Origin of the sequence: Pseudomonas sp. BF-B-15, assembly GCF_019946675.1 — a bacterium.
In the GTDB taxonomy this organism is placed as follows: domain Bacteria; phylum Pseudomonadota; class Gammaproteobacteria; order Pseudomonadales; family Pseudomonadaceae; genus Aquipseudomonas; species Aquipseudomonas migulae.
Genome location: NZ_JAGYFZ010000037.1, coordinates 37,746 through 51,693, shown reverse-complemented (window position 1 = coordinate 51,693; position 13,948 = coordinate 37,746). Strand labels below are relative to the sequence as shown.

Genomic DNA, 13,948 nt, shown 5'->3' with positions numbered 1-13,948 from the left:
GTTCTTCGGCGTCAGTGCCGACGAGTCTCAGGCCTCGGGGATTCGCCCGTACAACGCCGGTGGTGGCTTGCAGAACGTCGCGCTGACCCAGAGCTTCGAATTTCCCCTGGCGCCGCAATGGTCACTGCTGACGAGCGCGAGCTGGATTCACCTGACAGGGGCGGCGGCGGATAGCAGCATTGTCAAAGCGGTCGGGGATACCCATCAGGGTGGAGTGCAGGCGGCGGTGGCTTACAAGTTTGAATAGACAGGTTCATTGGCTGGTCTGACGCCATCGCGAGCAGGCTCGCTCCCACAGGGGGATGCGGTCAAAATGTGGGAGCGAGCCTGCTCGCGATGGGGCCCTTGAGATCACTGAAATCTAGGTTTCTTCACCTTCAGCCAGCAACGCAATCCCCCCCATGATCACCGCCACCCCCACCCAGTGCAGCACGCTGATCTGCTCGCCCAGCCCCAGCCAAGACCCAAGCAAAACCCCGACAAACACCAGCGAACTCAACGGAAACGCCAGCGACAGACTGCTGCGTCGCAATATCAGCATCCACACGAAAAACGCCCCGATGTAACAGGCAATCGCCAGCCACACCCCAGGATTCACTGCTACGGCCATCAGCCACTTCAGGTTGAAATCCATCTGCCCCAGTTGATCGCCGCCCACCTTCGTGGCGATCTGCCCGGCGCTTTCAAAAGCGATCAACAGCGCCCATAGCACGATGGTGCCGAGGCGCTCATGCAGCCAGTCGGTCTTGCCTCTGATCATCGATTGAGCCTCATGCATGGGCGACACACACGAGCATCACGCCCGCCGTAATCACTAAAGTGCCGAGCCAGCGCCGACGACTCACGGTTTCGCCGAGGATCAGTTTGCCGGCCAGCACCACCCCGCAATACGCCAACGCCGCAGCCGGAAACAGCAGGCTCAGCGGCGCGCGGGAGAGGGCTTCCAGCCAGACAAAAAACTCGATCACGTAGGCGCCGATCCCGCACCACAGCAGCGGCGCGTTGAACACCTGGCCCCAGAATGCATTCAGGCGAAAACCGCCTTCAAGTTCCGGCAAACGGTCGAGTCCGAGCTTGAAACAGAGCTGGCCAATGACGTCCAGCACGATGGAAAACGCCACCAGCACAATCACGGTAAGGGTCATGGGAACAGCTCCTCGAACAGCTCGATCAGTGCCTGATTGGTGGCCGAGTTACGCAGCAGATCGTCTGCGCTCCAGCGTTCCGCTGGCGGCTGGTCGGCCTTGGCTTCCCAGCGTTTGAAGGCGTTGCTGAAGGCGGGGCGGGCGTATTCGCCGCAGATGTCGATGCCGAGGATCCGCTTGTTCGCGGCCAGCACGCGTATCGCTTGCAGCAGATGGCTCAGGCGCATGCCGCCCTGATCCCAGTTGGTCGCCGCGTCTTCGCAGGCCAGGACGTCTTTGTCGATGGTGATCCACACCGCCTCTGTGGGCAGGCTGGTGATCAACTGATCGAGAAACACCGGCCAATCCAGCTCGGCGAGGTTGCGCCAGTGCAGCTGGTTTTCCAGTTGCTGATGCCCGGCACCATCGCCGACCCGGCCCCAGACTTTCGAGGGCGGATGCTGCCACGGAAACAGCTGCAAGACCCCGCGTTTCAGGGCGCTGAGGTTGCCACCCTTGAGCTGTGGATTTTGCAGGTCATCGCTGCATGGGCCGAGGGTGATGATGCGCTGGACGTTCGGCAGTTTCAGCGCCTGGTTGACCCACGAACCGCAATGCCGACGCGGGGCGAAGTGGACCCAGTCGGGGTGATTGTCGAAGTGGATCAGGCTCACCGGCGCCGGCAAGTCAGTGAGAAAGGCCGGGGTCAAGTGGTGGTAATCGCCGGAGCCGACGAAGAAGATTTCCGGTTGCGGGCCGCTGTGGCGCGGACGTTGTTGCAGGCGTTCGGCGAAGCGGCGCCAGATGCGTTCGCTGGACCAGAGTCGCAATTTCGGACCGAGGTCGAGCAGGTCCAGGCGTTTCGCGCGGCCGCTGTCGAGCAACCGTGCGATGGGGGCCTGGGCAGTCAGGCTGTGGTCGAGATCTAAAATGTTCAAGGTCGCAATTCACCCTTGGCAGACCCTCCCAGACACCGGCTCCATCCATCATGAAGGCCGGCCGAGGGGGCTTTTGGGGGTAAATGCAAGGGGCGGGCCAGCCTCCAGTCTCGAAACAACGCAGATCCTGTAGGAGCGAGCGGTGCGGCGATCCGACTTGCCCGCGAATGGTCCGCCGCGGAGCAACTGATACACCGCGTTATCGTTCTTCGCGGGCAAGCCTCGCTCCTACAGGATTGGGGTGGTCAGGTCTGGAAGCGAACCCAGACGCTGACGAGGATCGTCGCCGCGATCAACCACGCCACCGCCGCCACGGCGAGCGAAGCCTCCAGCCGCATCCGGTCGACCATCACGTACAACGTCGCCAGATAGATGAAGTACGGAATGATCGACCACATGCCAAACACAATCGTGGTCTTCAAGTCGTCCAGCGAGCGACCCTTGCCGACGATGTAGTGCGCAATCAGCGCAAAGGTCGGAAACAGCGGCACCAGGCCGGCGATGTAATAGTTTCTGGTCTTGGCCAGCGCAGCGAGGATCAACACCACCGCCGCACCCAGGGTTGCCTTGAGCATCAGGTCCATCAGTGGCTCAACCCGTACTTCTTCACTTTGTCGAACAGCGTGGTTTTGGCCATGCCCAGTTCCAGGCTGGCCTGGGTCAGGTTGCCGCCGCTGCGTTGCAAGGCGTCGCCGAGCAGGTTGCGCTCGAAGGCTTCCACCGCTTCGGCGAAGGCCAGGCCCTGATTGCTGCCGCTGGCGCCCGACTTCTTGAAGGCCGGCAGACCGAGGGCATAACGCTCGGCAACGTTGCGCAGTTCACGGACGTTGCCCGGCCAGTCGTGGCTCATCAGGTTCGACACGGTCTGGTTGTCCAGCTCCGGCACGGCACGGTCAAAGCGCAAGGACGATTGCTGCAGGAAGTGCTCGAACAGTTGCAGGATGTCTTCGCGGCGCTCGCGCAGCGGCGGCAGTTCCAGGGTCACCACGTTCAGCCGGTAATACAAGTCGCTGCGGAATTCGCCGGCCTTGCTCGACTCGTCGAGATCGGACTTGGTCGCCGCGATCACCCGGCAATCCACCGCCACGCTCTGGTTCGAGCCGAGGCGTTCGAGGGTGCGCTCCTGCAACACCCGCAGCAGTTTGATCTGCAACGGCAGCGGCATGCTTTCCACTTCGTCGAGGAACAGCGTGCCGCCGTCGGCGTGTTCGATCTTGCCGATCCGCCGCTTGCCGGCGCCGGTGAAGGCGTTGGCTTCGTGGCCGAAGATTTCACTTTCGAACAGGTTCTCCGGCAGACCACCGCAGTTCAGGGCGACGAACTGTTTGGTGTGACGCCGACTGAAGTCGTGCAGGCAGCGCGCGACCAGTTCTTTACCGGTGCCGGTTTCGCCTTCGATCAGCACGTTGGCCGAGGTATCGGCGACGTTGGCGATCAATTCCCGCAGGTTCTGCATGGCTGGCGAACGACCGATGATCCGGCCTTCCAGGGAATCCCGTTCCGCCAATTGCCGGCGCAGCGAAGAGACTTCCCGGGCGAGGCTGCGTTGCTCCAGCGCACGACGGGCGACATCCACCAGGCGTTCGGGGGAGAAAGGTTTCTCCATGAAGTCGTAGGCGCCTTTCTGCATCGCACCGACGGCCATGGAAATGTCGCCGTGGCCGGTGATCAGCACCACCGGCAGGCTGCGATCACGGGCCTTGAGCCGGGTCAGCAATTCCAGGCCATCGATGCCCGGCAGGCGAATGTCGCTGATGACGATGCCGGCAAAGTTGTCGCCGACCCGCTCCAGCGCTTCTTCGGCGCTGCCCACGCCGACGCAGGGAATGTCTTCCAGGGTCAGCGCCTGTTGGCAGCCGAGCAGCACATGAGGGTCGTCTTCGACGATCAGCACACTAAGGTCGTTGTTCATATTGGCTCGGCTTGAAGGGGGCTTACCAACGGTAAACTGAGGACGAAGGTGGTACCACCGCTGGCCGGGTGTTCGACACCCAGGTGTCCGCCGGTGGCGGCGGCCAGGCTGGCGGACAGGGTCAGGCCGAGGCCCAGGCCTTGCTCGCCGGGTTTGGTGGTGAAGAACGGTTCGAACAGATGCTTGCGCGCTTCGGCATCGATGCCGTGGCCGTTGTCGCGTACCCGCAGGCGATATTTGCCGTCGAATGCTTCGCCTTCGAGCCACAGTTCCGGTTGGGGCTGCGATTGCATGGCGTCGAGGGCGTTGCCGATCAGGTTGACCAGAATCTGCTCCAGGCGGGTCTGGTCAATCTGCACCTGCACGTCGGCGAACTCACGATGCAAGTGCAGAGGGACGCTTTCCACGCGTCCGCCGAGCAGTTGCAGCGCGGCGTCCACCGCTTTGCCGAGGCAGGCCTGGCCCTTGTCGTCGCCGCGCCGGGCGAAGGAGCGCAGGCTTGCGGTGATCCGCCCCATGCGGTCGATCAGTTCGTTGATGGTCTTGAGGTTGGTGCTGGCCACATCCAGTTGCCCGCGCTCGAGAAAGCGCACGGTGTTGCCGGACAAGGTGCGCAGCGCCGCCAGCGGCTGGTTCAATTCGTGGGCGATGCTGGTGGACATCTGGCCGATGGCCGCGAGTTTTCCGGCCTGCACCAGTTCATCCTGGGCGCGGCGCAAGGTCTCTTCGGCCTGACGGCGTTCACGGATCTGGCCCTTGAGCCGTTCGTTGCTGGCGCGCAGGTCGGTGGTGCGTTCGGTAATCCGACGCTCCAGTTGATTGTTGGCTTCCTGCAAGGCTTCCCGGGCGGCGAGACGGGTGGCGATCACCTTGCGGCGCTCGTTCCAGGCGATCAGCAGGAACGCCACCAGGGCAAACGCCACGGCCACCAGAATCCCCTGATTGATCGCTTCGCGACGCAAATCCTGCAGCGGCGTGAGCAGGGTGAAATTCCACGGGGTGTCGCTCAAGGGGCGGGTTTGCGAGAGGTAACTGATGTCCTCTTCGTCGGACTCCACTTCGCTGTTGGCCGGGAAGGTCAGTTTTTCCTCGCCTTCGGCCAGTCTTTCCCGGGCCAGCGGTTGCAGCTCGTTCAGTGGAAACCAGTAGTACTGAAGGCTGCGGGCGAGTTTTTCCTTGGTCTCGTCGCTCAATGGAACGACTGATTTCAGCCGTCGCGCCGGATCGCTGGAGAGAATGATGATGCCGTTTTCGTCGCTGACGAAGGCTTCCAGGCGTGCCCGCTGCCAGCGTTCTTCCATGGCTTCGAGGCGGACTTTGACCACCGCGACACCGATGATCTTGCCGTGTTCTTCCAGGCCATGGGCCAGGTAATAACCGGGTTCGCCGTTGGTGCTGCCGATGCCATAGAAGCGACCCGGCTGGCCGCGCACGGCGTTCTGGAAATAGGCGCGAAAGGACAGGTCTTCACCGAGGTAACTGTCGACGTCGCGCCAGTTGCTGGTGGCCATGACACGACCGGTGGTGTCCATCACGTAGATGGCCCGACTGCGGCTGCGCCGGTTCAGGCCTTCGAGGTATTCATTGACCGTTTGCCGGTGTTCCGGCGACGGGTCGGCCAGCAGCTTCGAAACGCTGGTTTCGAGTTCCAGCAGGCTGGGCAGGTAGGTGTACTTGCTGATCTCGCTCTCGACGGCGCGGGCGTGCAGTTCGAGCTGACGCTGGCCGTTCTCGCTGAGGCTGCGGATCCCGTAGTGCTCGCTGACCCAGAAGCCGAGGTAACCCAATCCGATCATCAGGGCGATGACCAGTGGCGGCAGGAACAAGTGGCGGATCAGACGGGGTTTCACGACGAGTGATGGCGGCGCTGCGCGATAGAGAGTGGGGTCGCATTTCATCACAGATGCCTTGGGTCAACCACAACACAAATCTCAAAACCATCACCGACCCCTGTAGGAGCCGGCTTGCTGGCGATGGTGGGTCAGCCACATTGATGTCGACTGACACTCCATCGCCAGCAAGCCGGCTCCTACAGGGGAGCGGTGTTTTTTAGTGCTGCAGGATCTTGTTGAGGAAGTGCTGGGTACGCTCGGCGCGGTGGCTGATGTCGCCGAAGAACTCCTCTTTCTTGCAGTCTTCGATGATTTTGCCGGCGTCCATGAAAATCACCCGGTCCGCCACTTTGCGGGCGAAGCCCATTTCGTGGGTTACGCACATCATGGTCATGCCTTCGTGGGCCAGTTGCACCATCACGTCGAGCACTTCGTTGACCATTTCAGGGTCGAGCGCGGAGGTCGGTTCGTCGAACAGCATGACGATCGGGTCCATCGCCAGCGCACGGGCAATCGCCACACGCTGTTGCTGACCACCGGAGAGCTGGCCCGGGTGCTTGTGAGCGTGTGCCGAGAGGCCGACGCGCTCCAGCAGTTGCAGGCCTTTCTTGGTGGCTTCTTCCTTGCTGCGGCCCAACACCTTGATCTGCGCGATGGTCAGGTTTTCGGTGATGGTCAGGTGCGGGAACAGCTCGAAATGCTGGAACACCATGCCCACGCGAGAGCGTAGCTTCGGCAGGTTGGTCTTCGGGTCCGCAATGGACGTGCCGTCGACCACGATGTCGCCTTTCTGGAACGGTTCCAGGGCGTTGACGCATTTGATCAGGGTGGATTTGCCGGAGCCGGACGGCCCGCACACCACGATCACTTCGCCTTTTTTGACCTCGGTGCTGCAGTCAGTCAGTACCTGGAAGTCGCCATACCACTTGTTGACATTCTTGATAGAGATCATACGGCAAACCTTTTTTGCAGACGCTTGACCAGCAGCGAGGCGGCAAAGCTGATTGTGAAGTACACGAGACCTGCGAAGATCAGGAACTCATTCGAGCGGCCGATGATGTCGCCACTGGCACGCGAGGCATTGAGGAAGTCCACCAGGCCGACGGCATAGACCAGCGAGGTGTCCTGAAACAGGATGATGCTCTGTTGCAGCAGCAGCGGGGTCATCTTGCGGAACGCTTGCGGCAGGATGATCAGGCGCATCATCTGGCCATACGACATGCCCAGGGCCTGGGCAGCGCCCATCTGGCCTTTGGGAATCGACTGCACGCCAGCGCGGACGATTTCGCAGAAGTACGCCGCTTCGAACATCATGAACGCCACGATGCACGAGGCGAATGCGCCGATCGGTGTGTCTTCGCCGGTGATCCAGCGCAGCACGAACGGCACCGCCAGGTAGAACCAGGTGATGACCAGCAGCAGTGGAATCGAACGGAAGTAGTTAACGTAGGCGCCGGCGATGTTCGACAGCACTTTGCTGTGGGACAGGCGCATCAGCGCGAGGATCGTGCCGAGGATGATCCCGCCAATGACGCCGAGCGCCATCAGTTGCAGGGTCATGATCATGCCGTTCCAAAGGCCCGGCAGGGACGGGATGATGCCCGAGAAGTCGAATTCCATCATTTACCCCCTACGGAGATCAGGCCCGGTACGGCCACTTTCTTCTCGACCAGGCGCATCAGCAGCATCAGGCTCATGTTCAAGGTGAAGTAGATCAGGGTTGCCAGGGTGAACGCTTCGAACAGGTTCGCGGAGAACTCGGCGGTCTGTTTGGTTTGTGCAAGCAACTCCATCAGGCCGATCAGCGAGGCGACGGAGGTGTTCTTGAATACGTTCAGGAATTCCGAGGTAAGCGGCGGAATGATGATCCGGTAGGCCTGGGGCAGCAGCACGTTCCAGTAGATCTGCGGCAGCTTGAAGCCCATGGCGCGAGCAGCGGATTCCTGGCCTTTTGGCAACGCCTGAATACCGGTGCGCACCTGTTCGCAAACGCGAGCCGTGGTGAACAGGCCCAGGCAGACAACCACGCTGAGGAACGCGGAGGTGGTCGGGTTCAGGTCCTGTTTGTACCATTCCTGCAGGTCTTGCGGCAGCAGGTCGGGCACCAGGAAGTACCAGATGAACAGCTGCACCAGCAGCGGTACGTTACGGAAAAGTTCGACGTAGCAGGTGGCGATGCCCGATACGATGCGGTTCGGCACGGTGCGCATGACGCCCAGGATCGAGCCCAGTGTCAGGGCGATGATCCAGGCCGCGATGGCGATGCCGATGGTCCAGCCCAGACCGGACACGTACCAGTCGAAATAGGTCTCGCTGCCCACGCCGGTGGACTTGAAGAACACGCCCCAGTCCCAGTTGTAATTCATTAGGGTCTCCCCTCAGTTCAATCGATGTGCAAGTGCCCGCTTGGGGGAAGCTCCGTTCCCGCCTGACCTTTTCGGTCAGGCACACGCTCCCGGCTCGACAGCCACCGGTTCGAGTGTTTCCAAAAAATACCAGCAGGAAGTGACCACCTCCTGAAAGGGCGACGGCCCTCTCAGGAGATAAGGTTAGTCAGAAAATCAGGACTTCTTGTCGTCAGCCGCTTTATCAGTCGGATTGGCGATCAGGGCCTTGAGCTCGTCGCTCATCGGGAAGTTCAGGTTCAGACCTTTTGGCGGGATTGGCTGCATGAACCATTTGTCGTAGATCTTGTTGATCTCGCCCGACTTGTAGGTTGCCACGATGGCGTCGTCTACAGCCTTCTTGAACGGCTCGTCGCCCTTGCGGACCATGCAGCCGTAGATTTCGTAGGACTGTGGAGTGCCGGTCACGGCCCAGTCAGTTGCCTTCTTGGCTTTGGCTGCTTCACCTGCCAGCAGGGCGTCGTCCATCATGAAAGCCACGGCACGGCCGGTTTCCAGCATCTGGAAGGATTCGCCGTGGTCTTTGGCGGAGATGACGTTCATACCCATCTGCTTGTCGGCGTTCATCGCCTTCAGGATGCGTTCGGACGTGGTGCCGGCGGTGGTCACGACGTTCTTGCCGGCCAGGTCAGCGAAATCCTTGTACTTGGAGTCTGCCTTGGACAGCAGGCGAGTACCGATTTCGAAAATGCCGACGGAGAAGTCAACTTGCTGCTGACGCTCGACGTTGTTGGTGGTGGAACCGCACTCGAGGTCCACGGTGCCGTTCTGCACCAGCGGGATGCGGGTTTGCGAGGTCACCAGGTTGTATTTGACCTGGAGATTCGGCATGTCGAGGTCTTTTTTCAGGGCTTCAACGACTTTCAGCTGAATATCGTGGGAGTAGCCAACCGGTTTGCCGGAAGCGTCCGCGATATAGGAAAACGGAATGGAAGCGTCACGATGCCCGAGGGTGATGGTGCCGGACTCTTTGATCTTCTTCAGTGTGCCGGTGAGTTCGGCAGCGAAAACTGGAGTGGTAATCAGAGCTGCAGCAATGGCTGCGCCCAGGATATGGGGAACGATGCGCATCAAATTTTCCTCGACATTGTTTTTTTTATGGAGCCAGTTCATCGGCCCTTTTGTGCTTCGAATGTCTGTCGGCTTCTCAAGGTCCGCGCAACAAGCATTCGTCCAAGAGTGTAGAGCATGACTCGTGCCAGACCAGTCGATACAAACTAAAGTATTGATTTGTAAGGAGATTAAATATTTATGGCGCGTTTTTTGGAGTGAGATAGTCCGGTTAACCGAATAGACCGAGGAGTCGCGTTCGGAAAACCGAATGCCGGACGCACGCTAACCTTGTAGGAGCTGGCTTGCCGGCGATGGCGTCCCTTAGATAGGTGCAAAAGCCAAGGGCCTCATCGCTGGCAAGCCAGCTCCTACAGGGGGTTGATGGTGTTTCCCGAATAGCAAAAAGCCCCTGAATCGTGAGATTCAGGGGCTTTCGTTCAAGCGGATTGCCGATCAGGCCGCTTCAATCTTGCTGCGGTTCTGCTCCACCTTGCTCAGATACTCCGCTAGCGCTTGCTGCTCGGCCGGGGTGGTGAACAAGCCCAGCTTGCTGCGACGCCACAGAATGTCGTGCGCCGTGGTTGCCCACTCTTCGCTGCACAGGTAATCGACTTCGCGGGTGTAGAGACCGCCGCCGATGTGCTCGCCCAGGTCGCTGAGGCTTTGCACGCCTTCAAGCATGCGCCAGGTGCGGCTGCCGTAAGTGGTGGCCCAGCGACGGGCGATTTCGGTCGGCACCCAGTCGAACTGGTCACGGATGCGCGAGCTCAGCGCCTGCGGGGTGGTCATGTCTTCGCCGCCCGGCAGGGTGGCGCTGGCAGTCCAGCTCGGCTTGATGTGCGTGAAGTAAGGCGCCAGTTGCGCCAGCGCCGACTCGGCCAGTTTGCGGTAGGTGGTCAGCTTGCCGCCGAACACCGACAGCAACGGCGCTTCTTCGCCCGTGCCCGAAAGCGCGAGGGTGTAGTCGCGGGTGACGGCCGACGGATTGTCGGATTCGTCGTTGCACAGCGGACGAACACCGGAATAGCTGTGCAGGATGTCGTCGCGGCTGATCTGCTTCTTGAAGTGGGCGTTGACCACTTTCAACAGGTAATCGGTTTCGCCTTCGGTGATCGCCACTTTAGCCGGGTCGCCGGTGTACTCGCGGTCGGTGGTGCCGATCAGGGTGAAATGGTTCAGGTACGGAATGGTGAAGACGATGCGCTGATCTTCGTTTTGCAGAATGTGGGCGTGATCACCTTCGTACAGTTTCGGCACGATCAGGTGACTGCCCTGGATCAGGCGGATGCCGTACGGCGATTCCATCTTCAAATCATCACGAATGAACTTGGCAACCCATGGGCCGGCCGCATTCACCAGCGCCTTGGCGCGGATCGAAAGCAGGCTGCCGTCGGCGCGTTCCAGGTGCAGATGCCATAGGCCTTTGGTTCGACGGGCGCTGACGCAGCGGGTTTGGGTGTGCACATGGGCGCCGTTCTCGCGGGCCGCCATGGCGTTCAGGACCACCAGGCGCGCGTCGTCGACCCAGCAATCGGAGTATTCGAAGCCTTTGGTGATTTCGCTTTTCAACGGGCTGTCCGGGCCGAACTTCAGGCTTTTCGAACCTTCCAGTTTTTCCCGTTTGCCCAGGTTGTCATACAGGAACAGGCCGGCGCGGATCATCCAGGCCGGACGCAGGTGCGGACGGTGCGGCAGGACGAAGCGCATTTGCTTGACGATGTGCGGCGCCTTGGCCAGCAACACTTCGCGCTCGGCAAGGGCTTCGCGGACCAGGCGGAATTCGTAATGTTCGAGGTAGCGCAGGCCACCGTGGATCAGTTTGCTGCTGGCCGACGAGGTGTGGCTGGCCAGATCATCCTTTTCGCAAAGGAACACCGAAAGACCGCGACCGGCGGCATCCGCTGCGATCCCCACGCCATTGATCCCGCCACCGATGACGGCGATATCGTAGACCTCGGCGAGTGGGGGCGTAGGCAAGGTAGAAGTGGGCATCGGCTGGCCTCGGTTTTTTTGATAGTCGATATTGGATTTCGAACATTAATGTTCATTTGCGAAAATGGTAGCCCATAAAGCCGCCCACAGCCAGTTAACTTCGATTGAAAATACTGATCGAAGGGCCGTTAAAGGAAAATTTACGAACATTTAAACAGGCGATAGAGAGCAAGAGATGTGTTGCTTCGACGATCGTCATCGCGAGCAGGCTCGCTCCCACAGGGTTACGCTAAACCTGTGGGAGCGAGCCTGCTCGCGATGGCGTCGGTATGAACGACTAAGATGTCAACGGTGTTTAAACGACTTCCAACCGAATCTTGTGCTGACTCAACAACTGCGCCAGCGCCGGCACTGGCTGCTGATCCGTCACCAGGCAATCGATCAAGCTGATCGGCCCCAGGCGAATCATGGCATTGCGCCCGAATTTGCTGGAGTCCGCTGCCAGAATCACCTGTCGTGCATTGGCGATGATCGCCTGCGACACCCGCACTTCCTGATAATCGAAGTCCAACAGGCTGCCGTCTTCATCAATACCGCTGATACCGACGAGGGCGAAGTCGACCTTGAACTGGTTGATGAAGTCGACACTCGCCTGGCCGACCACGCCACCGTCGCGCCGCACATTGCCACCGGTCAGCAGAACGTCGAAGTCGTCCTTGGCGCTGAGCATCGAAGCCACATGCAGGTTGTTGGTGATGATCTTCAGATGGTTGTGGTTGAGCAGCGCCCGTGCGATCGATTCGGTCGTGGTGCCGATGTTGATGAACAGCGAGGCGTGATCGGGGATCTGTGCGGCAATGGCTTCGCCGATACGCTGCTTTTCATCGCGCATCTGATCGGCACGCATGGCGTAGGCGGTGTTTTCGACACTGGAATCGTAGGCTGCGCCACCATGGTAGCGACGCAATAAATTGGATTCCGCGAGCTGATTGATGTCGCGGCGGATGGTCTGCGGTGTAACGACGAACAGCGTGGCCATTTCCTCGATGCTGACATAGCCGCGTTCGCGGACCAGTTCGAGGATTTGCTGCTGACGGGGAGGCAGATTCATGGGGCTTCCTTTGGGCTGCCGTGCAAAATTTGCCCATGATGCCGCAGGAATCCGCTCCCGACCAGTTACAACCGGATACGAGTCCGGTCCGTGGCTTATTCAGCGCCTTCGTGCGGTTCCCAGTCACGCGTGCGGCTGACCGCTTTTTTCCAGCCGGCGTAGAGTTTTTCCTTGGCGGTTTCGTCCAGTGTCGGCTCGAATTCGCGCTCGATCACTGCCTTGCCGCGCAGTTCTTCCAGGCTGCCCCAGAAGCCACACGCCAGACCGGCCAGGTACGCGGCACCGAGTGCGGTGGTTTCGCGCATTTGCGGGCGCTCGACCTGAGTGCCGAGGATGTCGGCCTGGAATTGCATCAGGAAGTTGTTTGCCACCGCGCCGCCATCCACGCGCAGTGCTTTCAGGCGTTCGCCGGAATCCTGTTGCATGGCGTCGAGCACGTCGCGGGTCTGGTAGGCAATCGACTCCAGCGCTGCACGAATGATGTGATCCACGCGTACGCCGCGAGTCAGGCCGAACAATGCGCCACGGGCATACGGGTCCCAGTACGGAGCGCCCAGGCCGGTGAAGGCTGGCACCAGGTACACGCCGTTGCTGTCCTTGACCTTGTTGGCGAAGTATTCGGTGTCGTGCGCGTCGTTGATGATTTTCAGTTCGTCACGCAGCCACTGAACGGTGGAGCCGCCGTTGAACACCGCGCCTTCCAGCGCGTAGGCCACTTCGCCACGCGGACCGCAAGCGATGGTGGTCAGCATGCCGTGCTTGGACTTCACCGCTTTGTCGCCGGTGTTCATCAGCAGGAAGCAGCCGGTGCCGTAGGTGTTTTTCGCCTGGCCTGGCTCGACGCACATCTGGCCGAACAGGGCAGCCTGCTGATCACCGGCGATACCGCCAATGGCGATGCCGCTTTTGGTGTGGCCGTAGATTTCCGACGAGGATTTAACTTCCGGCAACATCTCGCGCGGAATATCCAGCACCTCCAGCATCTTCGCATCCCACTCCAGGGTGTGGATGTTGAAGAGCATGGTGCGCGAGGCGTTGGTGTAGTCGGTGACGTGGACTTTGCCGCCGGTAAATTTCCAGATCAGCCAGCTGTCCACGGTGCCGAACAGCAGTTCGCCTTTGCGCGCACGCTCGCGGCTGCCTTCGACGTTGTCGAGGATCCACTTGAGTTTGGTGCCGGAGAAGTACGGGTCGGTGACCAGGCCGGTGGTGTCGCTGATGTATTGCTCGTGGCCGTCACGTTTGAGCTGCTGGCAGATCTCGGTGCTGCGGCGGCACTGCCAGACGATCGCGTTGTAGATCGGGCGGCCGGTGGTCTTGTCCCAGACCACAGTAGTTTCGCGCTGGTTGGTGATGCCGATGGCCGCGACCTGGTCGTGATGCAGGCCGGCTTGCGCCAGGGCCTCGACCATCACGGCGCTTTGGGTGGCGAAGATTTCCATCGGGTCGTGTTCGACCCAACCGGCTTGCGGGTAATGCTGGGCGAATTCGCGTTGGGCGGTGCAAACCACGTTCGCGTCGCGGTCGAAAATGATCGCGCGGGAGCTGGTCGTACCCTGATCGAGGGCAATGATGTAGTTCTTATTCTGAATGTCGGTCATGTCGATTGCCTTGGACGAAAAAAGGGAGTGAGGTCAGGCG

The 13,948-nt window shown here is 60.4% G+C and carries 14 protein-coding genes; 1 reads left to right on the top strand and 13 read right to left on the bottom strand.

The features are described 5' to 3' along the window. On the top strand, window positions 1–247 hold a 247-nt coding region (locus tag KGA97_RS14290), incomplete at its 5' end, for a MipA/OmpV family protein (protein ID WP_223480961.1). Window positions 248–361: 114 nt separating this feature from the next. Here KGA97_RS14290 and KGA97_RS14285 read toward each other — a convergent pair. From KGA97_RS14285 to glpK, 13 genes are all read right to left on the bottom strand, one after another. Beyond that, on the bottom strand, window positions 362–760 hold the full coding sequence (locus KGA97_RS14285) for a transporter (RefSeq protein WP_008040850.1): 399 nt from the start codon (window positions 758–760) through the stop codon (window positions 362–364). Window positions 761–770: 10 nt separating this feature from the next. Next, window positions 771–1,145 carry an EamA family transporter gene (locus tag KGA97_RS14280; protein ID WP_192420029.1) on the bottom strand — a complete coding sequence of 125 codons (375 nt, stop codon included), beginning with the start codon at window positions 1,143–1,145 and terminating at the stop codon, window positions 771–773. Then, window positions 1,142–2,062 carry an arginase gene (locus KGA97_RS14275; RefSeq protein WP_223480960.1) on the bottom strand — a complete coding sequence of 307 codons (921 nt, stop codon included), beginning with the start codon at window positions 2,060–2,062 and terminating at the stop codon, window positions 1,142–1,144. Before KGA97_RS14275 ends, KGA97_RS14280 begins: the two co-directional genes overlap by 4 nt. A gap of 245 nt (window positions 2,063–2,307) precedes the next feature. Beyond that, window positions 2,308–2,637 carry a GlpM family protein gene (locus KGA97_RS14270; RefSeq protein WP_177318184.1) on the bottom strand — a complete coding sequence of 110 codons (330 nt, stop codon included), beginning with the start codon at window positions 2,635–2,637 and terminating at the stop codon, window positions 2,308–2,310. 8 nt (window positions 2,638–2,645) lie between these two features. After that, window positions 2,646–3,974, bottom strand: a complete 1,329-nt coding sequence (locus KGA97_RS14265; protein ID WP_008040853.1) for a sigma-54-dependent transcriptional regulator — start codon at window positions 3,972–3,974, stop codon at window positions 2,646–2,648. Beyond that, the gene (locus KGA97_RS14260; RefSeq protein WP_008040854.1) at window positions 3,971–5,872 is read right to left on the bottom strand and encodes a sensor histidine kinase; all 1,902 of its coding nucleotides are present in this window, start codon (window positions 5,870–5,872) and stop codon (window positions 3,971–3,973) included. Before KGA97_RS14260 ends, KGA97_RS14265 begins: the two co-directional genes overlap by 4 nt. A gap of 151 nt (window positions 5,873–6,023) precedes the next feature. Then, window positions 6,024–6,758 carry an amino acid ABC transporter ATP-binding protein gene (locus tag KGA97_RS14255; protein WP_008032183.1) on the bottom strand — a complete coding sequence of 245 codons (735 nt, stop codon included), beginning with the start codon at window positions 6,756–6,758 and terminating at the stop codon, window positions 6,024–6,026. Continuing rightward, window positions 6,755–7,426 carry an amino acid ABC transporter permease gene (locus tag KGA97_RS14250; RefSeq protein ID WP_032832562.1) on the bottom strand — a complete coding sequence of 224 codons (672 nt, stop codon included), beginning with the start codon at window positions 7,424–7,426 and terminating at the stop codon, window positions 6,755–6,757. Before KGA97_RS14250 ends, KGA97_RS14255 begins: the two co-directional genes overlap by 4 nt. Continuing rightward, window positions 7,426–8,172 carry an amino acid ABC transporter permease gene (locus KGA97_RS14245; protein WP_008032179.1) on the bottom strand — a complete coding sequence of 249 codons (747 nt, stop codon included), beginning with the start codon at window positions 8,170–8,172 and terminating at the stop codon, window positions 7,426–7,428. Before KGA97_RS14245 ends, KGA97_RS14250 begins: the two co-directional genes overlap by 1 nt. A gap of 195 nt (window positions 8,173–8,367) precedes the next feature. Continuing rightward, window positions 8,368–9,282 carry a glutamate/aspartate ABC transporter substrate-binding protein gene (locus KGA97_RS14240; RefSeq protein WP_008032176.1) on the bottom strand — a complete coding sequence of 305 codons (915 nt, stop codon included), beginning with the start codon at window positions 9,280–9,282 and terminating at the stop codon, window positions 8,368–8,370. A 435-nt stretch (window positions 9,283–9,717) separates the two neighbouring features. After that, a complete protein-coding gene (gene glpD / locus KGA97_RS14235) occupies window positions 9,718–11,256 on the bottom strand; it encodes a glycerol-3-phosphate dehydrogenase (RefSeq protein WP_008032174.1) in 1,539 nt (512 codons plus the stop codon). Between the two features lie 295 nt (window positions 11,257–11,551). Beyond that, window positions 11,552–12,307 (bottom strand): DeoR/GlpR family transcriptional regulator, encoded by a 756-nt coding sequence (locus tag KGA97_RS14230; RefSeq protein WP_008032173.1) that lies wholly within the window; start codon window positions 12,305–12,307, stop codon window positions 11,552–11,554. Between the two features lie 95 nt (window positions 12,308–12,402). Then, window positions 12,403–13,908, bottom strand: a complete 1,506-nt coding sequence (gene glpK, locus KGA97_RS14225; protein WP_008032172.1) for a glycerol kinase GlpK — start codon at window positions 13,906–13,908, stop codon at window positions 12,403–12,405. Window positions 13,909–13,948: the final 40 nt, after the last annotated feature.